The following is a 23,072-nucleotide window of genomic DNA, read 5'->3' on the forward strand; positions in this document are numbered from 1 at the left end:
TATTTTTATTCCTCACTATACATAAGTGTAAGTCTAACAATTCTTCTAACTATATTTCTTGCCTCTGCATAAGGCATACCATACCTAGTCAAACTTCTAAATATAGCAGGATTATACCTTTCAATTTTTCTTACAATAGCATCAACATCATTGTATTTTGGATTAACTCTATTTTGATTATTATATTCACCTTCATCTTCATATTTATCCATTTGCCTTAATCCTTCATTCTCATCCCCATAATCTTTCATAGATGCATCTCCATACATCATAGACATTGAATCAAGCCCATTCATAGACATATCTTCATTAAATTGATTCATTCCCATACCTGGGTCCATTTCCATATTTGGATTCACATCTTGCATGTATTCCATTGGCCTACCCATATTTGGGTTCATACCCATACTTGTGTTCATACCCATATTCGGCATGCTATTCATTTGCCCATACCCATACATCATAGGTTCAAATGGAATCATTTCATATTCTTCATCCATGTCTGTATCTTCAAAGTTTCTGCCCTCTAGATTCATCATTGCCCTCCCTACTTTCCATATTACTAATACATTAACAATTTATGCTAGAGGCAACGTTTTGATACTAATTTTTATAATAAATTTTTGAAAGGGTATTTTACTACAAATGCATTTCACGTAATATACCCTTTGTTCACGGTACCAAATGAAAAAATGACATAAAAATAAAGAGGGTAATCACACCCTCTTTATTTGCCTTGCTACTTTAATCCTCTTACAGGTTTACTCATGTTACTGTCACCGTTCATAGTAACAGGATTATTTTCTTTATTCTTAAATGACTTCTCCTGTTTTTCATTGGAATTATTCTTTTTATCTTTCATAAACAACACCTCTTTCAGATGTTAGTTTTTCCATATTTCTTTTAAAAATTCATATCTCCTGGATTTTTCTCTATCTTCTTTATTTTTAATGGAAAAGTCTTGATGATACGCTTCTGCTAAATAAAAATTTGCAAGTGGAACTATAAACCTGATCTACTTCATAACGCGCTGTAATCTGCGATTTAACCACATCATAACTTGGATTATGAACATTCCTACCTGCATTCCAAGCTTTTACTTCTATAACCGCTTCTAGATGATAAAAACAGTCTACCCTACTCTTGATAATTTATTTATATAACTGAGAAAAGAGAGGCATGTACGCCTCTCTTTTCTAGTATTCCAAAACCATAAAACCTTGGTGCGACAGACGGGACTTGAACCCGTATGGTCTCCCACACGCCCCTTAAACGTGCGCGTCTGCCATTCCGCCACTATCGCAAATGTTATTTTTATTATAAAAGGGAAATCTTATAGCCATATTGGCTTACACCGCTTACAACTACAAGATTTATTATATATCAGTTTAATATGAATTGTCAATATATTAGTTGTTTTTTAAGATACCTTAAATTTGTCACCATATAGTTTAAAATAAATTTTATAATTTGTCTTTACTTTTTTTACATATTTATCGGTTTCTCCAAAAGGAATGTTATTTATTTTTTTTCCGTCCTGTGAATATTCTTTATTTTTAAGCCACTTTTGAACATTTCCACGCCCACCATTATAGGCCGCCAGCACTAAATCTATATCTCCATTAAATTCGGTATTTAAATTATTAATATACCAACATCCCATAGCAATATTAATTTCATTATCGTATAATTTTTCTACTTTATAGTCTTTTAATTGCATATTTTGAGCAATCCAAAGTCCAGTATCTGGCATTATCTGCATAAGCCCATAGGCACCTCTATTAGACATAGCCTTTCCATTAAAATCACTTTCTGCTTTAATTACAGCTGCAACCAAACAGGGATCTACATTATACCTTTGAGAATACGTAACTATATGCTCTTCATATTTTATTGGATAAAAACTTTTAAAAATACTTTTAATATTAATTACTATAATGCACAAAAAAATTATGCATAAAATTTTTATAATTTTTTTAAACTTCATCTTTCACATCTAACCTTTCTAATTGTGTAATAATCAAATCTAGTTGTAACTTTGTATTTTCAATGCTTCCTCCATTATCAATAATAAAATCCGCAAACTTCCTCTTTTCATCTATTGGCATTTGAGCTCTTATTCTATCTATTGCCGCATCTAAATCTAAATCGTCCCGAAGCATAATCCTTTGTATCTGAACATCGCTACTTACCCAAACTAATATAATTACATCCATACTGGTATGTAAATTATTCTCTATTAAAGTAGGCGCATCAAGAAAACATATCTTACAATTATCTTGTTCATAGGCTTTTATCCTACGATTTATTTCATTTATTATAAAAGGCATAATTATACACTCTAGCTTTTTTCTTAGGGTATCATTTTTAAATATATAATTTCCAAACTCTTTTCTCCTTAGTTTACCTTCCTCGTCAAAAAACTCATACCCAAATTCTTCTTTAATTTGAGAGATTAGCTCAGGATTTATTATAAAAACCTCTCTAGCTACAATATCAGCATCAATAATAGGAAGGAGCTTTTCTTTTAGCATATTAGTTACTGTGCTCTTTCCACTACCAATACCACCTGTTATCCCTACCTTAAGCATATTCTCCCTCCCTTTTTTTAAATTAAGAATTGAAAGTTATGGCTTTAATTCTCAATTTTTAATTACTTCGCCTCATACCAAGTTTCTCCAATACTTATTCCTACTTCTAGAGGAACTGAAAGTTTTATAACATTTTCCATCTGCTCTTTAACTAAACTCTCAACTTGCTGTGCCTCATCTTTATATACATTTAATATTAATTCATCGTGTACTTGAAGTATTAGAGTACTTTTTAACCCTGACTCCTTTAATTTATGGAATACATTTACCATAGCCAGCTTAATGATATCTGCTGCTGTCCCTTGTATTGGTGTATTCATAGCAAGCCTTTTTCCAAAGGACTGGACAATTTTATTTGAGGAGTTTATTTCAGGGATTGCTCTTCTTCTATTAAAGATTGTGGTAACACTATTATTTTTCTCAGCTTCAACCACTATATCCTCCATATACTGCTTAACTTTTGGATATCTTGCAAAATAGGCATCTATATAAATTTTAGCTTCTTTTCTAGATACATTTATATCCTTTGCTAAGCTAAATTCTCCAATGCCATATACTATTCCAAAGTTTACAGCTTTAGCATTACTTCTCATAAGTGATGTAACTTCTTGAAGCGGTACATTAAACACCTCTGAAGCAGTTTTAGTATGAATATCACTATGGTTAATGAAAGCTTCAATTAAATTTTCATCCCCAGATATATGAGCCAAAACTCTAAGCTCTATTTGTGAATAATCCGCAGATAATATAACACACTGATCATTGTGTGGTATAAATACTCGTCTTATAGCTCTACCCATTTCATGTTTTATAGGAATATTTTGCAAATTAGGCTCTGTACTTGATAATCTTCCTGTTGTAGTTACTGTTTGAGTAAAGTTGGAATGTATCCTACAATCTGTATCAATAACAGCTTGTAGTCCCTCTATATAAGTAGAAAAAATCTTTGTAAGCCCTCTATAGCGAGTTATTTCTGTTATAATAGGATGCTTATCTACTAGTGCCTCTAAAACCTCAGCATTAGTTGAATATCCTGTTTTTGTTTTCTTTATAACAGGTAAATCTAATTTTTCAAATAATATCTTTCCTAATTGTTTTGGAGATTTAATATTAAATTCTTCTCCAGCTAATGCAAAAATAGTGCTTTCCATTTCATTTATGTCTTTTGCAAATTTTATATTAAGTTCCGTTAATTTATCTTTGTCTATTGTAAACCCTTCTGCCTCCATATATGATATAGCCTCTGTTAATGGTTGCTCCATGGTATATAGAAGTTCTTCCATTTTATACTCTTTAATCTTCACTTCTAATAGTTCATAAAGTTTTTTTAGTAATGCTACTTTATTAATCTCTTTTGCATCACCCTCACCTACTATGCTAATTCTAAGAAATGTATCAATAAGAGTTTCTAAGCTATATTCACTTTGGGCTGAATTTATCAAATAAGCTGATAGTTCTGTATCAAATTTTACTGCTTCTAGCACAATCCCTTTTTTATTAAGAGCTGTATAAGCATTTTTTAAGGAATGGCTTACCTTTTTAATATCTTTGCTTTCAAGCATAGTTTTTAAATAACCTATAGCTTTTTCTTCATCTTCATTAAATAGGTCAATAACCTTAATAGCATAGTTTTTTTCCTTATAACTCAGGTATATGTTATTTAAAGTAATTTTAGAAAAAACATTGGCGTCTGTAATATCAAATATTATATAAATTGTATCTTTAACCTCTTCTACTAATTTTTTAAGCGCTGGTAACTTATCTATTACTGTAAAATCAGCTGAAAATATTTCTTCAATTGAATCCTTATCATCTGCTATTTTTCCTATTAGTGATTTAAACTGCAATTTATAGAATAAATCTTTTACAGCACGTACATCATAGTTTTCTTTTGATTTAATTGAATCTAAATCTATTTCCATAGGCACGCTAGTAATAATAGTAGCTAATTTTTTACTAAAAATAGCCTGCTCACTATAAGTCATTAAATTTTCTACAAGCTTTTTGCCACTGATTTTTTCAATATTCATAAGGACATTTTCTATACTCTTATACTCTTTTATAAGCTTATACGCAGTTTTTTCACCAACTCCTGGCACTCCTGGAATATTATCCGAGGCGTCTCCCATTAAGCCCTTTACATCTATAAATTCAGTAGGGGTTACTCCAAAATCCTCTATTATTCGATTTCTATCATATATTTCTTTTTCTGACATTCCCTTTTTATTTATTACAACTTTAACATTATCTGTAGCAAGCTGAAGTGCATCTCTGTCTCCTGTTACTATAAAGACTTCTAGTCCCTCTTTTTCTCCAATTACAGATAGTGTTCCTATTAAATCATCTGCTTCAAATCCATCTAATTCAAAAATGTCTATAGCCATTTTCTCTAAAAGTTCCCTAACTATAGCAAACTGTCCTATAAGCTCATCAGGCATTTTCTTTCTGCCTGCCTTATAATCACTATATTCTTCATGACGAAAAGTAGGTGCCTTTCTGTCGAAGGTTGTAACAATATAATCTGGCTCAAATTCCTCTTTCATTTTTAAGAGCATATTTGTAAAACCATAAACTGCATTAGTATATATCCCATCTGAATTTGTTAGGGCTGGTAATGCATAAAACGCTCTATACATAAGACTATGACCATCTAAAATTAATAACCTTTCTTTAGACATTTTAAATCCCTTCTTTCTGCTATGATTACATTTTTTTTAGAATATACTTAAATCTAATTCCTTAGACAATTCTTCTAAAACCTTTATACCACCAATACTATTACCTTTTTGATCCAGCGCGGGTCCAATTACGCCAACACCCATTCTCCTAGGCACTGCTGCCATTATGCCTCCACCTACGCCACTTTTTGCAGGTATTCCTATATGTACTGCAAAATTACCTGAACCATCATACATGCCACAAGTAACCATTATAGTTTTAATTATTCTAGTAGCTTCTCTAGATAAAACTCTTTCATTCTTAGAAAAAATCACACCTGAATTAGCAAGCATAGCTCCTATTCTTGCTATATCCCTACAATTGACCTCCATTGAACACTGCTTAAAGTATACATCTAAAACCTCTTCCACATCACCCTCAATAACACCTGTGCTCTTCATGAAATAAGCCAGTGATCTGTTTCTATCCCCTGTAGCTTTTTCAGAGGTATAAACACCTTCGTTAATATTAATATCAGGATTACCTGTAATTTTCCTCGTAAACTTTAAAATCCTATTAAATTTTTCCTCTGCAGTATCACCTGTAATTAATGAAACTACTGCAATCGCTCCAGCATTTATCATTGGGTTTATGGGTCTTTGGTCAATATTTTTCTCTAAATTTATTATGGAATTAAAACCAGCTTCTGTAGGCTCCATTCCTATTTTAGTAAACACATAATCTACTCCATTATCAATTATTGCTAGCATAAGTGTAACAACCTTTGATATACTTTGTATTGTAAATTTTGTTTCATAATCCCCTGCGGAAAATTCTTCTCCATCAAGAGTAGTTACGCAAATACCTAGAGCCTCTCCATCTGCTTTAGAAAGTTCTGGTATATATGAGGCAACTTTGCCTTCCTTAGTATAGTGTCTATTTTTTTCAATGATAGTATCCAATATTCTTTTCATGTTACCCCCCTGACTAAACAATACAATAAAATGTATTTTTTTATATTAGTATTTACATGTACACTACATATAATACTATACCTTGAGTGGTTTTTTCAATTGATTGTGGAAAATTAAATGTTACATTGCTTAATATGGAATGAATACTTTAATCAAAATGAAAGCAGATATAAATTTTCACTATAACTATTGCATTAATTATAAATATATGTTAAAATAATTCTTGTCAGACATGCCGAAGTGGTGGAACTGGCAGACGCGCTGGACTCAAAATCCAGTGGTAGCAATACCGTGCGGGTTCGATTCCCGCCTCCGGCACCATGTATTTTAAAGAAAGACTGTATCACTTAGTTTTAAAGCTAAATGATGCAGTCTTTTTTATTTATTTGGTACTATAATTGGTACTACTAGACTAAATGTATATCAATACACCATATAAATATCTTTGTGCGAGATTATATTATCTTAAGTTTTATAGTTTTTATGTATTAAAGCTATTTAGATTATAACCTAAATAGCTCTATGTGCTTTAATTCCCAATCAAGTGAAAACTAAAGCTATTTTAAATAAGTTAGACAACTCTCTTTAGAGTTGCTGACAACGGCTGAACCTGCGACCAACTGGTTCGTAATGTGATGTTTTAAGCAATTTTAAATAGTACTCAAAGTGGCTTAAATGCTCATTTTACTTTTTAAACTATACTTGTCTATCCCTATTAATATTAAACTATAAGGGGCAAAAAAAGGGGCAAAAATTATTATGGCTGATATAAACATCCCCAACGTTACATTAACTATTTCTTAAATGTATATTTGCACTCTAGACGTTCGTGAACCGGACCCCAAAGGAATACTCCTTGGCGTGCTGCACCGGTGAAGGAATGTGCTTTGACTTCTTCGAAGGCTTGCCCTAATTAGCCAAAGCAAACTTGAGTGCATTGTTATATGCAGCTTTAGCCGTTACATTTTCGGCTGAACCTATTTAAATAATCTTTATTTTACTTCATACAATACGAACAAAATGAATTATTCAAACAGACATTATAGTCTGCTATTTATATGAATAATCTTACTTAAGAGTTATCTATCGTGCTACATCAATACCGGACCCAAAGAAATACCTCCGGGCTGCGCTTGCGCCGTGAAGGAATATGTTTTGGCGCCATTTTGTAAATGACGCATAACGACTTCGAACACGTGACGCCCTTCGGCCTTAGATAGCTCCTATCTTAGGCTGAAGGGATGTGGGGATGGGCTTCTAAAAACACTGAGTCCTAAGCAGAACACGAAAAGCCTAGAACCCTTGCGCGGGTTCATTGTTATAAGCTGTTCAGCGGCCCTAACTTCAGAGCTTGGCAAGGAGGCCAAGCACCCAAAAACATTAAAACTTATGTATATACTCAATTATTGATTTCTCTTCTTCATCTAACCTTACAACTGCAACTTCTTCTACTTCGATCTCGAATATCTCATCAAATGTAAACAATGACTTAACGATTTCTTGATGCATCTTCTCATCTCTTAATCTGCCTAATGTCAAATGCGTAAAGTATGGAATAAACCTATTATGGTGTTCTTTAAGAAGTCCTTCATATAACTTATCATGTATTTCGATTATCTTGTCATTACCTTTCTTCACATCTAGAAAGATGTATTCATCTGAGCTTCCAGTTATTCTTCTCATAGCAAGGCTAAACTTCTCAACCCCAACAAGTGACTGCTTAATGTACTTAATTAATTCACTTGTCGTAATATTACTTTCAAACGGAAATACTAACGTTATATGTGGAGCAATATAGTCAAAAAGTGGGTCATATTTCTCTCGTATTTCATTTATTAACCTGACATTGTTGAATTGGGGAAAAATTACGATTGCACGACTAAACATTCTATTACCTCTCTCTCTATTAATCCGCGGCACGAGGCTGCGATAAACGCTGAATGGCGTATAACGTTTCTTGTTGCCGACGTTCCTTAACCTTAGCCCGACGGGATTGGTGAAGGAATGTGTCTTGGCGTTGGTTCATGATTTTCTTGGTTTGAAAGATATACTTGGGTACTTAACTTCTCCTTCTTCAAAGAACTCTCTAGCCAAGGCGAATGGCAACATTTTGTTATGTGACGTATGAAATTGCTTCTTACGAAGCATAACTCAAATAAATCTATACTTCACCCTCAACCTCTTTATTCAATCTTTCGAAAAATTCAACCATAAATTGGTGTCTTTCTTCTGCCATTAGTTTTCCTGTAATTGTAAATAATGTATCTTTAATTTTTCTTAGTTTAAAATAATATTCTCTATACGCAGTATCTTCCTCCGTATAGGGAAGTGTTTCATCTATTTTTGAATTTATATTGTGTACTTTTGCACCTATCTCTCCTGAATAAACAAACGCCCTTGCCAATCCAATAGCACCAATTGCATCTAACTTATCCGCATCAAATAGTATTTTAGCTTCCACACTCTCTGGTTTTTTATTTCCCTTAAATCTGTGTGTCTCGATACAATGACAAACTTTATTAATCATAAATTGATCAACATTATATTTTTTTAATATTTCAAAAGCAATTTTGGCTCCCAATTCTGCATGACAAATCTCTCCTTTAACTTTGTCCTCTTCTTCTCGGCCCACATCATGCAATATAGCTGATAACTTTAAAACATCTAAGTCAGCTTTTTCTACTGATGCAATTTTCAGACATAAATTATATACTCTTAATGTATGTTCCCAATCATGGCTTTTTCTAGTATTTATCAATATCTTTCTAGCTTCCTGTTCAATTTCTTTAAAATAACCCATATAATAGATACCCCCTTTTCTAACTGTGTATTAATGTACAAAATCCTTCGAAGCCCCGCCCTAGCACCAATTTCATATGGCACATAACGTTTCGTGTTGCCGACATTCCTGAGTCTTATCGCGACGCGCTTGGCGAAAGAATGTGCCTTGGCGTTATTTTTTTAATTTTCTTAATTTGAAATGTATACTTGTCAGTATAGTTTGTCCCGCTTCAAGGATTATCTAATCAAGGTGCTTCGCAGGATTGTCTAAAATTTCTTGAATTGTACTAAAGTATTGTCCAACATGTATACCATCAACCAAAGCATGATGTGCCTGTACAGATATCGGTAACTTAATTTTCCCGTTTTCCTCAAAGTATTTACCCCATGATATTCTTGGAATGCTATCAACAGGATTCATCTGAATTGGATGAGTTACATTAGTAAAGGAAATCCAAGGAATACTTGTAATATATAAAAGGTCATCACGCTCTGGTTCATCTTCTATACTTCCATTATTCTTTGCTTTTTGGATTTCCTTTGATGTATTAGTCTTAAAATCATTAAATTCATCTATGAATTTTACTGTACAAAAACTAAATACCTCATTTTCAGTCATTACTGTAAAAGAGGGATTTACAGTTTCATGTTCAACCACCTTATCTTCTCTTATCCTAAATCTAAATTCTTTTATGATGTTTGCTGTTTTTACCGAAGCATACAACATGGATATAAAAAATGGGCTTTCCTTTTCTTTAATGTACCTATTAAACCTTGTAATATCAAGATTTCCACAGATATTAAAATGGGGATAATTAAGTTGTTTTAAATAATTATAGTGGTCTTTTCTCTTCCAGTTTTCTATATCTATAAACTTCATTAGTAATCACTCTCCATAAAAATTTTAATATCTATATTGCACACTATCATACTGTTATAAATAAAAGATATGATAAAATGGAACATAAACTTTCGATAAAATATTCTTTCTGCTAACGTCTCTTGTTGCCGACGTTCCTAAACCTTAGCCCGACGGGCTTGATGAAGGAATGTGCCTTGGCGTTGATTCTCATACCCTGTATCATTTAGATAAGTTAACTTACGAATTCAGCAACTTAAAAATTTTCGGAGTCTAATACCCTAATACCTTTTTCAATGATGGCTTCAGTAAATAAACCATGTCCCTCAATTAAAGTACCATTGAAAGACCCATCATAGATAGTGTTTACACCACAAGTAGGACTTCTTGACTGTAATATTGCTAAATCTATCTTTTGTCCCTTAATTTTTTCCATTGCAAGTTCTACCCCTTTGCGATATTCTGCATCTACATTCTCACCATTCTCAGACATTACAATGCCGTTTACTATCTCAACACATGCCCTTGGGCATTTCATACCTGTCAGCAGTTCAGGACATATTTCAATCACATTATGTCTTTGTATGAATTCAACTACACTTCTATTCAAATTATTTCCGCCATTATATTTGCAGTTTTGTCCTATTACACAGGCACTTACTAAAATATTCATGTACATCGCTCCCAACAATTCGGATTTATCCACGCATTATTATTGCCAAAACATATAAAGGAGTTACTAATCTCTAAATTAAATTTCATTTTTGTCTAAATTTTAAATTTATCTAACACCTTGCCACCGCTGGAAAGCGGTTTAGTTCAACTAGTGTCACCCCGACACAAATGTCTGGCTATTCATAAAATATAGATGTATTCCCGACATTGATGTCGTGTATTGTAACTCTAGATGATATTTATATATATACTCATTTCAATACGGAACTACCTTTTTCCTGCACGTTTGTAAATTTAGGTAAAAAATAAAGCCTAAAGCCAGATTTCTCTAACCTCATGCTTAAATTATTTACGTAAGCTATTATTTACTTGTCCTTCCTCTTCATTCCACGACCTATCTACCTTCATACTCTTTAACTCTACGATAAAATGTAGCTTTAGTCATGTTTAGCATCTGCGTAGCCTCAACACCTTTAACTTTTCCATCTTTCCATTGTTTATATATACCCTCAAAACTATCACTATTAACTTCTAACTTAGGTCTACCAAACTTTATACCTTTATTTTTAGCACTTACAATGCCTTCCTTTTGGCGTTGTTTAATATTCTCTCTCTCTTGATGTGCTACAAATGATAATACCTGTAATATTAAATCACTAATGAATGTACCTAGGATATCTTTATGTTTGGTAGTATCTAATAGCTCCATGTCTAATACTTTAATATCAGCACCTATAGTTTTAGTAATATCATTCCATTGTTTCATTATATCCTCATAACTACGACCGAATCTATCAAGTGATTTAATTATTAGTAAGTCTCCTTTTTCTAATCCTTTTTTCATATATTTATAACCTATTCTATCAAAATCTTTACCGCTCTGTTTATCAGTATATATAAATTTTTCCTCTATGCCTAACTTCTTAATTTCATCTAATTGCCTATCTAAATTTTGGTCTTTTGAACTTACTCTTAAATATGCTACAGTTTTCATAGTATCAATCCTTCCTTTATTATCCTTGTGATACTTAATTATATAATTTACGCTTCATATAGTCAATACACTTTAGAAACGTTCCAAATATATAATTCTAACTTATTGATACTATACAAACTGTTGATATATGGTATTGACAATACTGTTCCATTAAGTATACCTTTTGCGACGACGAATTTCAGAAAGGAAACAATATTTATTCATAATGTTCAAAACTCTCCCCGAATATAGCAGGATTTTTCTCAATATTATGCTAGCTTTAATATCACTAATCACTTCACTACTACTTAGTAGGTGTAATTGTACTTTCTATCCACTTTGTATTTGAAAAAGAAAAAAGACCCATCTCAAAATAGAAATCACTTTCTATTTTTTGAGACAGTCCCTTCTAATATTCATAAATTACTAAATTATCGTAACATTTAATTTTATGTTAAAACCTTACCCTTTTGTGTGAATATTATATTATTTTTATCATATTTAACATAAATTTCTTTTATGCTAACATTTCTTTACGAACTCCTTATATACTATGAAATTTATGCCTTAATGTATAAGATTGTGAATTATTTTTGATTTATATAATGTACAATTTCTTCAAGCGATTTAAAGTATTTTCCACCATTTTTTTCTACTAATAGGCCCACGTTGTTAAGTGATTCTATCTGATTACTATCAAATTTTTTATTATTCTCAAAAGTTTCATTTATCACACAAAATATTGCTCCATTTGGTTTTTTATTACTGAAATCAATTGCTTCTGCTATAGAAAAATATCCATCCATATCTGGGGTTATTACGAATAATCCTAAATTACATACGTCATTTTTTTGTCTATATTCTTCTTTAATTGCTTTTTCATTCCAATTTTTTACTACAGGATTAAAATACTCAATCTGTAACATGGGTATTAGTTTTCCTCTCCAACCATACAAAGGGTTAGTCCCAGTAACAGATCCTCCTAAAAATATTTTTTTCATATTTATTATTCCTCCTTAAATTCACATCACTAAAACTTTTCCTTTTTTTAAAAAAACTCTTTGTTTTATTAATAGTAGAATAATTATAAATAATTCTACCATGAAACAAATTTATTAAATTATACTATAATTTCCGTTGTTTTACATTTAAATTCTTTTTTTTAATGTTCAATAATGGTATAATTTATATAGATTGCTATGTAAAATATACAAGTAATACAACTACATTATACGAGGAGGATATTATTATGGCAAATCCAAGAGCATTTATTAGTTTTGATTTTGATAATAATGAAGGCCAGAAAAATTATTTTATTGGACAATCGAAAAATTCACGTACCCCATTTAATATTGAGGATTGGTCGTCAAAACAATCTTTGACTCAATCTGAATGGGAAAGGATAATTAAAGAAAAAATAAATAAATGCAATATGCTTATAGTTCTAGTTGGCAAACAGATGGCTTCAGCTACAGGTGTAGTTAAAGAAATACAATTTGCTAAAGAATGTAATGTCCCTATTTTCGGAGTTTATGTAGACAGTGCAACTGCATTAAACACCTTGCCTAACGGATTAGTACGCAGTCGAACAATATCTTGGGGATGGGAAGGAATAGCTTCTCAAATTGATAAAGTAATGACTGAAGGTAAAAATAATTAATGTAAAAATATTAAAACCTCACATCATTATTGATATGAGGTTTTAATATTTTATGGAAATTACATATGAATTACCATTTGCCGTATTATAAAATAATAATTAGATATCGCATTGATTATTGGAACTACATTAAGAAAAATAATAGCTAAAAATAAAAAACTATAAATAGCTAAAAAAAGTAGAGGGATTTTTTTTTCGGATTTGGTGAAAGACCTAAATATTTTCTTGTCTTTGCCTTCACCTAAAGCAACCCATTCAGCAGAAAAAATAGAGACTGGTAAATATTGCTCTAATTTATTTAACACTGCAAATTTCCCTGTATTTAATTGTCCATAGGAAATTATTAGACTGTACCAAGATAAGCATAATAAAGCCCCTACAATAGCAAATGTACATTGATGTAGGTGTACGTTACTTTTTATTGTGCCTGTAATCAAGCCAAACAGAGAAATTAATACTCCGTTTGCTGTTAAAAAAAATGTATTCATAATTTGTCTTCTTGCAATAAGGTTTTCTGAAGTCTGTAGTAATAATTTATATTCATCAAATAATATTTTTTTTGATTCAATTGCAATTGCAACATTTGATAGTTCAAATTCTCTTTTATTAAAAAGAACTTTTTCCATCTTCTTATTAATATTCAATTCAAGTTCAATAATATTATCGAACTCTTCCTCAGTAATAATTTTTATGTCCTCTACTTCATCTGATACTTCAAAACTATCATCAAGTTTAACTATATAAATTTTTTTCTTAGCTTTTTTAGCAGTCCTTAATTCCCATTTTATATGTTTACTATTATGTGAATTTTCCCCTACAATAAATATAACAAAATTCGACTTATAAATCCCTTTTTTAGCTCTTGATTTCCAAGTACATATATTTACACGCTTTGTAAATTTCGATTTAAACAACTCATTATATTTAAGTTTTACAAATTTCAATTTTTTATACTTTTTTAATTTATCTATAAATTTATCTATATCAACTTTATCTGAAAATGAGTGTATTAAAAATACTTTCATAGATTAGCTCCTTTTTAATGTATCCTATATATATCAATGATAAATTGTAAAAAACGGCTTAATGCGTTTATAACTTTTGGTGTTTTTTAACATTTTATCGTGTTCAAGCAGATGATGTGATTGAAATATGGTGTCCTGAGTGTGGATTAAAAAGTGAAAATTATTTGACAGAATACATGCTAGAAATCGCTATAAAGATGTTTAAAAATGTTACTATGGACATTCTATTTAAAAAAATGGAGAAGTTTGAGCATCAGTTCAAAGGCGGTGGATTAACCTTTAATGTGAGTAAGAAACCGAAGCAAAAATTAGAAAATGCTATTGTTTCAGGGATTGACAGTAGGAATATACATTTCCATTTTTATATCGTTCATCTTTATTCCTCCATTTCAGTGAAGCCTGTTATTTCCTATTTTATATCCCTGCACTCATAAGCTCTGCCTGCTTAATAACTATGTTTACAGCCCCATCTGCTTTTTCAGGAGGATATTTATATTTTCTTAACAATCTCTTAACCATTCTTCGCATAGCTGCTCTTGCTGATTCCTTTTTATCCCAATCTATAGTCTTATTCTTTCTTATCATGTCAGTTAAATCATGAGCCATTGCTATTAAAATGGAATCTTGCATCTATTCTAGAACTTTAGGGTCAGCTACTAAAGCCTCATAAAATGCATATTCCTCTACAGATAAACCTTTCTCTTCGCCTTCTTTTACTGCTGTCACTATTTCTTTAGATAGGTTAAGCAATTCTTGAATTACTTCTGCACTAGTAATCATTCTATTGTTATATTTTTTCATCAGGTCTGTTAATTTTTTAGAGAACAGCTCTGATTTAACTATATTGCTTCTTTGAAATACTTTTATATTATCAGCCAGTAGCTTTCTTAACATCTCAGCAGCTATGTTTTTATGCTTCATATTCTTGATACTATTCATGTACTAAGACTTCTTACTTGCTGTAGTTCCTCAGCTTTTTAATTCATTTTGACACTAGCGACCAATAACTTCCAGTTATTTTTACGTCCCCCGAGCTTGTACCACAAACTGGAAATTTATGTTTTCTACTCTCTAGATAATAATATAAGACCTCTATTTTAATCAACTCTGTGTATGTATTTAGTAGATACCCACCCCAAATAATCGCAATTGTCCTTACCAACAAATTGTATTTCCGTCCATTCCCTATTTTTCCCTATAATAATAACTACCTCACCTAATATCAATTTATATATTATTGGCGATTTAAAATTATTGCTTGTCCTCACATCTAATGAATTTTTACTAACTAAGCCAAAATTGCCTTGATAAATCTTATTGATTATTTCGCTATTAAAATGCTTTTCAATCGAAACTTTAAATTGGCTTTTAATCAATTTTATAATCCTTTTTCTATCATTTAAAATCTCATCTGGATAGATAATGCTTTCTCTTTTTTTCTTTAGAGTATTGTAAATTCTTTTTAAAATATATTTTATTGCCTCATATCTAAAGATAAACGATGCAGGATTCACAATGGCAAACCCATTTATTTCCCCACTTACTTTGTTCCCAAATGCAAAAATAAAAAGAAAAAATTTTGCCATCTCATCTAATCCAGATTCAACATTTCCACTTAGTTTCCCTATATTTTCTGCTATTTGCTGTTTAATAGGTGTTTTTTCAAGTGATGTACTAACCAATTGGGGCTGTGTGTTTATAATTAGTACAAACATGAAAATAAACATTAATATATTAATAATAGACTTTATTTTTGTTACGGATTTAGCGCTCTGTTCCACTTCTTGTTCTGATTCCATATTCTCTAAGAAATATGAACTAACATCCTCTATGGCATCTTTAATGTTAATAGTTTCATCTAAATAATCAACTGTTCCATTCTCATTTATTTTTACATTACTAAGGTCTATACCTTTAAGCTGGTCGCTCAATTTATCTTGAAATTGTGCCATCATTCCATTAATTCCTAGTGTTGCCGTACTCAGTGCTGAAATCATGCTGAAGTCTATACCTTTAAACTGTTTTCCCAATTTGTTTTGAAACTGTTCCATCATTCCACTAATACCTTGTATTGATGCAATAATTGATGATGTATTCGTTGAATATGTACTCAGTGCTGAAATCATGCTAAAGTCTTTACCTTTAAACTGTTTTCCCAATTTGTTTTGAAACTGTTCCATCACTCCACTAATACCTTGTATTGATGCAATAATTGATGATGTATTCGTTGAATATGTACTCAGTGCTGAAATCATGCTAAAGTCTTTACCTTTAAACTGTTTTCCCAATTTGTTTTGAAACTGTTCCATCACTTCACTAATGCCTAGTATTGATGCGCTAATTGATGATGTACTCATTGCCGCCATATTACTAAGTGCCATACCACTCAACATCTTACTTGTACTTTCAGATTGTTTGCTTAATGTATTTTCAGCCAAACCTAAAGTGAATTTTAGAGATAACTTGTCTCCATCTTCTTTCACTATTTACCCCCCCCATCGTTTTCTGATGTTACATTCACTGTTGCTGCTATCTCTTCATATTCAATTCCTAGACTACTTAACCTGCCACATATATTATGTTTTTTAAAAAAGGTTATTCTCTCATCCACATAATGCTCTCCAAAATCAAGCACAGTACCATCTACAATATCTATACATGACTCAAATGAAACATGCTCCATTTCATTACATTCTAAAAATATATTTTCGTTATATAAATTAACAATGTCATCAAACACTTTATATTGATCATTGTTAACCATATTATTTATATACCTTTTGATTTTTTCTATATATTTCTTTTCTATACTAGAAATATACGAAATGTACCCTTTAACCACATCCAACCTCGAGTAATCAGATGTAGCTATCATATAGTGAATCATCCTTCTTACCTTTCTTTTAAGTGACCTAGGTACTATTACTTTATTTTCTACGATTAGTAAGCCTGTTATAGATTTTCTAGTAGCTGGTCCCATAAATTTCACTTTTTCACTATTTACTTGGAATCCTTCGTCCTCTACTATTTCATATATCATCTTCTGTGTTTTTATTAATAGAACTTTATCATTACATGAAAAAATTAAATCATCTGCATATCGAGTATATGAGATACCTCTTTTGCTTGCTACGCCTTCTAATCTAGAGTCTAATTTTTTACATAATAAATTTGATAAACTTGGTGAAGTAACTGCTCCTTGCGGTAAAACATCATTAAATGTACAAATATTACTTAGAATGTTTGATATTAAATTATTATATCCCAAGTTATAAAAAAAATAAAAAACTTTTTCTCTATGAATATAATGAAAAAAGTCTTTTAAATCTATTTTAAAAATGTATGAGTCATATTTATGTAATTCAGCATTTTGTTTTATGCCATAATCTTTTCCTATTCTAAAAGCCATAGCAGAATCTGAGATAGGTATCTTATCTAAAATATTAATCTTTATCCACTTTTGAACTAATTTTAATGAGAAACTTGGTATTCTTAATTGCCTAGTCCCTACTTTTTTCTTAGGTATTTTTATACTAGTATAGTATCGTTCTGTTTCTTTAGATAATAAATAAAGAATTGTAGGAGTAAGTCCTATAGATATGCTAAATGACTTTATATCAAATATTTTAGGTAAGTTTAAAGCTTCCAAGATTATTATATTTCTATATTTAACTCTTTTAATAGTAAACACCCCTTTACCATAAATCATTCTTGATTAAATGTTTTAATTCATTCACAATGTGGATGGATTGGAACATTTAATTAAGATACTACTAAATTAAACACTTAGGGAGACGAATCATCTCCAACTATAAATAGGAGTACTTTTATGATCAATACTATTATATAGTGGTCTCTAAAGGGGTGTTTATATTTAGTTCTGACAACATTATACCATATCTTATAAAATCATACAACTTTCCACTTTTATCTATAGGCAACTTATTCAATATTTTTTGAATATACAAATTACCCTTTTCTGTTAATGCTATTTGTCCATTTTTAATACTTTTATGAATATACTTATTCTTATATAGTATTTTAATTGAAGAATATAATATCATATTCACTTTTCCCACATCAAAATGATTCTTTATATATATTCTTTTCATTACCTCTTCTAAATTCTTCATAGAAATAGCCTTAACAAAGTAAACTAACAATGGAATAAAATAATATTGACCTATTATTGTATTTATCTCTATTTCCGTCTTTGCAGATTTTTTACTAAACTTTTTAAATTTATCTACAGTACTATCAATAATTGAATCTAATTTATCCTTTTCATAGAAGATTGTTCGTTCCTTACCCTTTTGATTTGAAATATATTTAATAGGACCCATCATTATAAAACTTTTTTCTTTTTCATAACTTTTATTCATAATAACAAATAACTTTTCTAGGGTCTTTTCATTATTCGTAAATGCGCCTAGCTCTACTAATGACCCTACACTCTCTGGTAAGACACAAATTATATCACTATTGTCAGCTAAAAAATTTTCTAAACTAAGTAAGTCCATCGATTTATCTTTACTTAAAATATCCATAAATAAGTCTTCAGGATATAGCACTCTTACACTATGTTTTTCTAATTTACTTCTAATTGAATCTCTTATACATTTATCATCAGTACTTACTCCTCCACATAAAAATACATCAATAAATTCTCTGTTTATTTTTTTGTATACATCAGAATAAATTTTGTCAATTGAGTTTAAATAAATCTCACTAACCCCCATAATCTTCTCCTTTTCCTAGTATTATTACAATATATTATAACAATCTTTCCTATTATATGTAACTACTTCCTTAAAATTATTTACTTATACACTATAATGTTAGTTGATTTTTTATATAGTAAGTTTGTATATTGAACAACTTATATCTTACTTTTCTTTATAATAGATGTACACTTTATTTTATATTAGAGAGAATAGAATAGTAGTATTTTTTTATAGTAGAGGAATAAAGCGCAGTAAATAAATGATAATTTTACTTCAGACTTTTTAACTAGTAGTTATATTAGAATAACATTAACAATATAATATTCTAAGGTAATAATACTAGGAGCAGTCCATGAATAAAATTGAAGAGTTAAATAATATACAAGAAACTCTTGTTGAATTTTATAATAAAAGCAATACTAAGGAAAAAGCATTGAATTACTTAGATGAAATTAATAATATTATCTTAGACTCAAAAGATAAAAGATATCTTATAAAAAATACAATTGAAAATATTAATCGATACAGAAGTTCAATTTTTTTAGAGAAACTAATGAATCATAAAAATAATATTGTTGTTAATGATAAATATTTCTATTTTGGAGAAAAAGATTCATATATTATATTTATAATCTCTATACTTGGATGTCTAGGTAATAATCCTACAATTAAGCATTATAAAGAAACTATAGCAGTTATTCATCAACTTCTTTCTATTTATAATGAGCCTATAGAAAACAGTTCTGAACTTGTTGAAGAAAAAGAAGTTATAAATATCCTTAATATGACATTAGCTAACTCGTCTGTCAATATTGTATCCAAGAAAAATCCACTTATTATTTTGAATTTTAATATGTCTTCTGCTCTAGATTCAGCATACTATATTTTTCCTAATACTATCGTTAATTCTAGAAATAATGTAAATGATAAGAGTCCAGTTTCTGAAGTATTTATGCACGAAGTTGGTCATGCACTGCACATTGCAATAACAAATAATAGTTCCCTAATTCCAAGTGGATTCAAAGAAATGTTTGAAGAAACTTTTCGTAATAGTTGGAATAATTTGCTTGCTATTCATAAACAAGATGTCTTTGCAGATTGTTTTAGTATTGCATTGAGTTATAACACTAAATTTGAAGATATAAATTCGTTTTATAGCAGTTTTTCTAAAGAAAATAGAAAAACGATGTATGATTATTTTGATACCTTGATTAGAAATTCTTTATAAAAAAATTAGCTGTCTCAAAAATCAAATTGTATATAAAATGAAAAAACTACGATATAAAGGTATTAAACTTAATTATCGTAGTTTTTATTTGTTTATGTTATATACTATACACATTCAATTTATAATTCATAATTAGTAATTATCAAGTGTTTTACAGTATTATTTTTCATTCTATCTTTTATATTTATAGCTACTTCGTTAATATCATTTTGTTATTTTGTTATTTTTGTACTAATATCTTCTAAAACTCTAGTTAATAAGTCTTGGTTAAAACATAATATTCTTAATGATTCTTCATGACTTTTTATATTACTTGTTATATACGCTCTTAAAATAAGTGCAGCAAAACATTGAGCCTCAATAACCTTTTTTCTCTCCAAATCAAAATGTATATTACCATAACTGTGTGCAGAAGGGTTTCTCAAATCGAAAAATAGTTTATAATAGAACTCTAAATATGTAATTCCTACCTTTTCAAAAATATCATCAGCGTTAATTTGTAAACACTCTGTCCATCGTCCTTTATGTCGCATTAAACCATTTTTGTTTGTCCTGCTTGGTGGTTCACCTAAAATACTTTCTACACAACGGCATGCTTGTATTATGGCAGCTTCCATTTTAGCTATATAGTATGGGTGTTCCCATAACTCTGGTTCATGTGATTCATGCATAATAACTGGTGAAAGTCCTAACTCGCAAGTTAAGCAACAGTAATGTAGTTCAAAAGATGAAAGCATCTGACTTAGTGATGTATAACATACATCGTCTCTTAAAATTAACTCTATTAATGGTGCCATAGCTTCGATTTCCGTAGCTTTTATAATAACTCCACTCCTTAAGTCCATCTTAACAATGTAAGAACTATCCATTAACTCTAATTCTTCAAACATTTTATTTTTGTCAAAATAGTAAGTCCAGTTATACTTTATATCAAAATCATTAATTATCTCAAATGCGTTATAATAGTACTGTGCTAAATGTAATACGTGACCAATGGTTTTCCAAAATGGCAACGATTTTATTTTTGTATTCACCTCAGATATTAACGCAGAATTTGAGTCTTTACTATGTGTCCAAATAAATATTTTTTCATATTCTGTTCGAAAAAGGTTGGTATAATCATGAACCTTTGGTCCAAAACTATTTTCAATCATAATTCCAGCTAATAAAGCATGGTAGCATACATCATTCGGCGGATTTGGTGGATATTTTTCAAGCATTTGCTGCTGATAAAGCTTCATTTTAGCAACATAATCTTCAACTCGATTCTGTAACTTTTTATTATATTCCATAAAAATAATCCTTTCTTTAACCCATGAACTATAGATAGATATTAAAATACTTATACACCAATAATAACATTAATTTCAAATATAAGTAATGTTATTATAAAATTAATTACTCACAAATAATAAAACTTGTATCCCACAATGATTTACTTATCTTTAAAATATTTTCATTGCTCCATAAATAAATTACTGGCTGTTATATTACATTGAAAAATCAAAATAATTTTTAATAGTAAACTCTTAAGAGGAACGCTACACTCTTAAGAGTTTTTTAATATTGTAATTTTATTGCTAGAATTAGTAACAATTGTGAAATATATAAAAACAATAAAAATCAGCACTTAGTAAGGTGCCATAAATATATTCCTTCTAAAAATATGATTAATAATGCCATATCAAAATCTGGAATATACATTCTATCATGGCAGATAAAACGCTTAAAATGTTTTTAATCTTTCACAGTAGGTATATTATTTTCTTCAATTATCGCCTCTAATTTTTCTTCTTTTGCATTACTATCTAATTTCTTATTGTTGCAGAAATAGGGTTCAATAAGAAGGTTTAAAAGAAAATTCACTTATAGTTGATGGGAAACACGTTGCTGAATATTATATTGGCGAAATAATCTAAAATTCATGTAAAGACTGCAATAAATAGCTACATGGTTAAAACACAATATTCTAAACGGACGACATAAGTAGTAATTAATTGTGCTGTAATATATGAAGAATCAGCTTAAAATTTTAAGCCATGATATTCTTATATTATAAAATATCTAGAGCAGAAATCTCTGCTCTTTTATTAGTTCATTTAGGGGTACAGTACAACATGTCATATTATCTATACTAAAACTCACCTGGTTAAATTACTGAGCAATAGTGTAGTCAAAAACAAATGTTATTGTATACGCTTATTGGATCTTGTGCATAGCAGGCATACGTATTTAGATTAAACGACATGATTAAACACCATATGCGTGCAAAGATCCAACTTGTTAATATTTAAAATCAACTACTATTTAAAATTCTAGTGGGTCGTTAAATTTCGTATTAGAAATTTATCGAGCCACGGGTCTTTAGCTTAATTGAACTCAGCGTTCCGTTGATGAGCGCCCTGCAAGTGAAGAAACGGAATGTTTCTCTATGTCTTTAGAACCTTTTATGAATAACGGTGCCCTTTCGTTAAAGGTCGCGGTGGTGTCGGTTGGAGCGAGCTTTATCGAAATGGCTGCGTAGACTTATGATTTTTTTTGATTATTAATATAGAACGATTAAATTAAAAACAATTTAAATTAAAATAGAATTAATGCACGCCGTCGGGTACCCCAAAACGGACTAGCTTTGGCATTAGAATTTCTTAGTTTCCCAGGATTTGAGGGACGAAAACAATGGGAAGCTTAGAGATTCTTATACTGAAGCTTGTTCTTTTTTGGGTGACGGTATACGTGCTAAGATGTTGTCCTTCCAAATTCTCTATACTACTAACAACAATATAAATATATTTAAAATCGAGTAGGAGCTAAATAATTAATTTATTTAGCGACCTCTCACACCACCGTGCGTACCGTTCGGTACACGGCGGTTCAATAAGAATTACCTAATCATAAATTTTTCAGTTAAGGTTATAAAGCCT

20 protein-coding genes, 2 tRNA genes and 1 pseudogene are annotated in these 23,072 nt (G+C 30.2%); 4 read left to right on the forward strand and 19 right to left on the reverse strand.

All coding sequences use genetic code 11. The features are described from left to right. Positions 1-5 precede the first annotated feature (5 nt). The 7 genes from Ctaglu_RS03990 to glsA form a co-directional block, all read right to left on the reverse strand. Positions 6-539 (reverse strand): hypothetical protein, encoded by a 534-nt coding sequence (locus Ctaglu_RS03990; protein WP_124998293.1) that lies wholly within the window; start codon positions 537-539, stop codon positions 6-8. A gap of 200 nt (positions 540-739) precedes the next feature. Further along, on the reverse strand, positions 740-862 hold the full coding sequence (locus tag Ctaglu_RS26135; RefSeq protein ID WP_258880941.1) for a hypothetical protein: 123 nt from the start codon (positions 860-862) through the stop codon (positions 740-742). A 359-nt stretch (positions 863-1,221) separates the two neighbouring features. Next, positions 1,222-1,303, reverse strand: a tRNA-Leu gene (locus tag Ctaglu_RS03995). 117 nt (positions 1,304-1,420) lie between these two features. Beyond that, complete coding sequence (locus tag Ctaglu_RS04000) at positions 1,421-1,987, reverse strand: lytic transglycosylase domain-containing protein (protein WP_124998295.1); 567 nt, start codon at positions 1,985-1,987, stop codon at positions 1,421-1,423. Beyond that, a complete protein-coding gene (gene coaE / locus Ctaglu_RS04005) occupies positions 1,977-2,591 on the reverse strand; it encodes a dephospho-CoA kinase (protein WP_124998297.1) in 615 nt (204 codons plus the stop codon). Before coaE ends, Ctaglu_RS04000 begins: the two co-directional genes overlap by 11 nt. Positions 2,592-2,653: 62 nt before the next feature. Beyond that, positions 2,654-5,269 (reverse strand): DNA polymerase I, encoded by a 2,616-nt coding sequence (gene polA, locus Ctaglu_RS04010; protein ID WP_124998299.1) that lies wholly within the window; start codon positions 5,267-5,269, stop codon positions 2,654-2,656. 36 nt (positions 5,270-5,305) lie between these two features. Further along, positions 5,306-6,223, reverse strand: a complete 918-nt coding sequence (gene glsA, locus Ctaglu_RS04015; RefSeq protein WP_124998301.1) for a glutaminase A — start codon at positions 6,221-6,223, stop codon at positions 5,306-5,308. 234 nt (positions 6,224-6,457) lie between these two features. Here glsA and Ctaglu_RS04020 point away from each other — a divergent pair. Next, positions 6,458-6,544: transfer RNA gene (locus tag Ctaglu_RS04020), tRNA-Leu, on the forward strand. A gap of 1,059 nt (positions 6,545-7,603) precedes the next feature. Here Ctaglu_RS04020 and Ctaglu_RS04025 read toward each other — a convergent pair. The 6 genes from Ctaglu_RS04025 to Ctaglu_RS04050 form a co-directional block, all read right to left on the reverse strand. Continuing rightward, the gene (locus Ctaglu_RS04025) at positions 7,604-8,110 is read right to left on the reverse strand and encodes a 2'-5' RNA ligase family protein (protein WP_124998303.1); all 507 of its coding nucleotides are present in this window, start codon (positions 8,108-8,110) and stop codon (positions 7,604-7,606) included. A gap of 274 nt (positions 8,111-8,384) precedes the next feature. Beyond that, entirely contained in the window at positions 8,385-9,023 is a 639-nt protein-coding gene (locus Ctaglu_RS04030) for an HD domain-containing protein (RefSeq protein ID WP_124998305.1), read from the reverse strand. A 222-nt stretch (positions 9,024-9,245) separates the two neighbouring features. Continuing rightward, entirely contained in the window at positions 9,246-9,884 is a 639-nt protein-coding gene (locus Ctaglu_RS04035) for a chloramphenicol acetyltransferase (RefSeq protein WP_124998307.1), read from the reverse strand. A 235-nt stretch (positions 9,885-10,119) separates the two neighbouring features. Beyond that, on the reverse strand, positions 10,120-10,536 hold the full coding sequence (locus Ctaglu_RS04040) for a 2-thiouracil desulfurase family protein (protein WP_124998309.1): 417 nt from the start codon (positions 10,534-10,536) through the stop codon (positions 10,120-10,122). 396 nt (positions 10,537-10,932) lie between these two features. After that, positions 10,933-11,532: a recombinase family protein gene (locus Ctaglu_RS04045; RefSeq protein ID WP_124998311.1), complete on the reverse strand. Its 600-nt coding sequence runs from the start codon at positions 11,530-11,532 to the stop codon at positions 10,933-10,935. A 569-nt stretch (positions 11,533-12,101) separates the two neighbouring features. Beyond that, positions 12,102-12,515, reverse strand: a complete 414-nt coding sequence (locus tag Ctaglu_RS04050) for a TIR domain-containing protein (protein ID WP_124998313.1) — start codon at positions 12,513-12,515, stop codon at positions 12,102-12,104. 248 nt (positions 12,516-12,763) lie between these two features. Between Ctaglu_RS04050 and Ctaglu_RS04055 the strand changes: the two genes are divergently transcribed. Next, a complete protein-coding gene (locus Ctaglu_RS04055) occupies positions 12,764-13,174 on the forward strand; it encodes a TIR domain-containing protein (RefSeq protein WP_124998315.1) in 411 nt (136 codons plus the stop codon). 59 nt (positions 13,175-13,233) lie between these two features. Here Ctaglu_RS04055 and Ctaglu_RS04060 read toward each other — a convergent pair whose 3' ends face one another. Beyond that, entirely contained in the window at positions 13,234-14,199 is a 966-nt protein-coding gene (locus Ctaglu_RS04060; protein ID WP_124998317.1) for a RipA family octameric membrane protein, read from the reverse strand. A gap of 116 nt (positions 14,200-14,315) precedes the next feature. On the opposite strand from Ctaglu_RS04060, the gene Ctaglu_RS25840 reads away from it, so the two are divergent. Then, the gene (locus Ctaglu_RS25840) at positions 14,316-14,633 is read left to right on the forward strand and encodes a hypothetical protein (protein WP_124998319.1); all 318 of its coding nucleotides are present in this window, start codon (positions 14,316-14,318) and stop codon (positions 14,631-14,633) included. Here the strand turns inward: Ctaglu_RS25840 and Ctaglu_RS25845 are convergent. The 4 genes and pseudogenes from Ctaglu_RS25845 to Ctaglu_RS04090 all read right to left on the reverse strand — a co-directional run bounded on the left by Ctaglu_RS25845 (position 14,614) and on the right by Ctaglu_RS04090 (position 18,938). Then, positions 14,614-15,138 (reverse strand): annotated as a pseudogene (locus Ctaglu_RS25845) (DUF3387 domain-containing protein). The gene Ctaglu_RS25840 and the pseudogene Ctaglu_RS25845 overlap by 20 nt on opposite strands. Before the next feature lie 158 nt (positions 15,139-15,296). After that, positions 15,297-16,682, reverse strand: coding sequence for an SH3 domain-containing protein (locus tag Ctaglu_RS04080; protein WP_124998325.1), 1,386 nt, complete (start codon positions 16,680-16,682; stop codon positions 15,297-15,299). Continuing rightward, the gene (locus Ctaglu_RS04085; protein WP_207669446.1) at positions 16,682-17,890 is read right to left on the reverse strand and encodes a retron St85 family RNA-directed DNA polymerase; all 1,209 of its coding nucleotides are present in this window, start codon (positions 17,888-17,890) and stop codon (positions 16,682-16,684) included. Before Ctaglu_RS04085 ends, Ctaglu_RS04080 begins: the two co-directional genes overlap by 1 nt. Positions 17,891-18,041: 151 nt before the next feature. Further along, positions 18,042-18,938 (reverse strand): retron St85 family effector protein, encoded by an 897-nt coding sequence (locus Ctaglu_RS04090; RefSeq protein WP_124998329.1) that lies wholly within the window; start codon positions 18,936-18,938, stop codon positions 18,042-18,044. 337 nt (positions 18,939-19,275) lie between these two features. On the opposite strand from Ctaglu_RS04090, the gene Ctaglu_RS04095 reads away from it, so the two are divergent. After that, positions 19,276-20,151, forward strand: a complete 876-nt coding sequence (locus tag Ctaglu_RS04095; protein WP_124998331.1) for a hypothetical protein — start codon at positions 19,276-19,278, stop codon at positions 20,149-20,151. Between the two features lie 212 nt (positions 20,152-20,363). On the opposite strand, the gene Ctaglu_RS04100 is transcribed toward Ctaglu_RS04095, so the two are convergent. Continuing rightward, positions 20,364-21,443 (reverse strand): hypothetical protein, encoded by a 1,080-nt coding sequence (locus Ctaglu_RS04100; RefSeq protein WP_124998333.1) that lies wholly within the window; start codon positions 21,441-21,443, stop codon positions 20,364-20,366. Positions 21,444-23,072 lie beyond the last annotated feature (1,629 nt).

Source organism: Clostridium tagluense, from assembly GCF_003865095.1.
Classification (GTDB): Bacteria; Bacillota; Clostridia; order Clostridiales; family Clostridiaceae; genus Clostridium_AD; species Clostridium_AD tagluense.

Bases quoted from the DNA above. Each gene is read 5' to 3' on its own strand.
- Ctaglu_RS04050 (WP_124998313.1), bottom strand. From the start codon at position 12,515: ATGAAAAAAATATTTTTAGGAGGATCTGTTACTGGGACTAACCCTTTG.
- Ctaglu_RS04000 (WP_124998295.1), bottom strand. From the start codon at position 1,987: ATGAAGTTTAAAAAAATTATAAAAATTTTATGCATAATTTTTTTGTGC.
- Ctaglu_RS04060 (WP_124998317.1), bottom strand. From the start codon at position 14,199: ATGAAAGTATTTTTAATACACTCATTTTCAGATAAAGTTGATATAGAT.
- Ctaglu_RS04090 (WP_124998329.1), bottom strand. From the start codon at position 18,938: ATGGGGGTTAGTGAGATTTATTTAAACTCAATTGACAAAATTTATTCT.
- Ctaglu_RS26135 (WP_258880941.1), bottom strand. From the start codon at position 862: ATGAAAGATAAAAAGAATAATTCCAATGAAAAACAGGAGAAGTCATTT.
- Ctaglu_RS04095 (WP_124998331.1), top strand. From the start codon at position 19,276: ATGAATAAAATTGAAGAGTTAAATAATATACAAGAAACTCTTGTTGAA.
- glsA (WP_124998301.1), bottom strand. From the start codon at position 6,223: ATGAAAAGAATATTGGATACTATCATTGAAAAAAATAGACACTATACT.
- Ctaglu_RS04030 (WP_124998305.1), bottom strand. From the start codon at position 9,023: ATGGGTTATTTTAAAGAAATTGAACAGGAAGCTAGAAAGATATTGATA.
- Ctaglu_RS04025 (WP_124998303.1), bottom strand. From the start codon at position 8,110: ATGTTTAGTCGTGCAATCGTAATTTTTCCCCAATTCAACAATGTCAGG.
- Ctaglu_RS03990 (WP_124998293.1), bottom strand. From the start codon at position 539: ATGATGAATCTAGAGGGCAGAAACTTTGAAGATACAGACATGGATGAA.
- Ctaglu_RS04040 (WP_124998309.1), bottom strand. From the start codon at position 10,536: ATGAATATTTTAGTAAGTGCCTGTGTAATAGGACAAAACTGCAAATAT.
- coaE (WP_124998297.1), bottom strand. From the start codon at position 2,591: ATGCTTAAGGTAGGGATAACAGGTGGTATTGGTAGTGGAAAGAGCACA.
- Ctaglu_RS04055 (WP_124998315.1), top strand. From the start codon at position 12,764: ATGGCAAATCCAAGAGCATTTATTAGTTTTGATTTTGATAATAATGAA.
- Ctaglu_RS04045 (WP_124998311.1), bottom strand. From the start codon at position 11,532: ATGAAAACTGTAGCATATTTAAGAGTAAGTTCAAAAGACCAAAATTTA.
- Ctaglu_RS04035 (WP_124998307.1), bottom strand. From the start codon at position 9,884: ATGAAGTTTATAGATATAGAAAACTGGAAGAGAAAAGACCACTATAAT.
- Ctaglu_RS04100 (WP_124998333.1), bottom strand. From the start codon at position 21,443: ATGGAATATAATAAAAAGTTACAGAATCGAGTTGAAGATTATGTTGCT.
- polA (WP_124998299.1), bottom strand. From the start codon at position 5,269: ATGTCTAAAGAAAGGTTATTAATTTTAGATGGTCATAGTCTTATGTAT.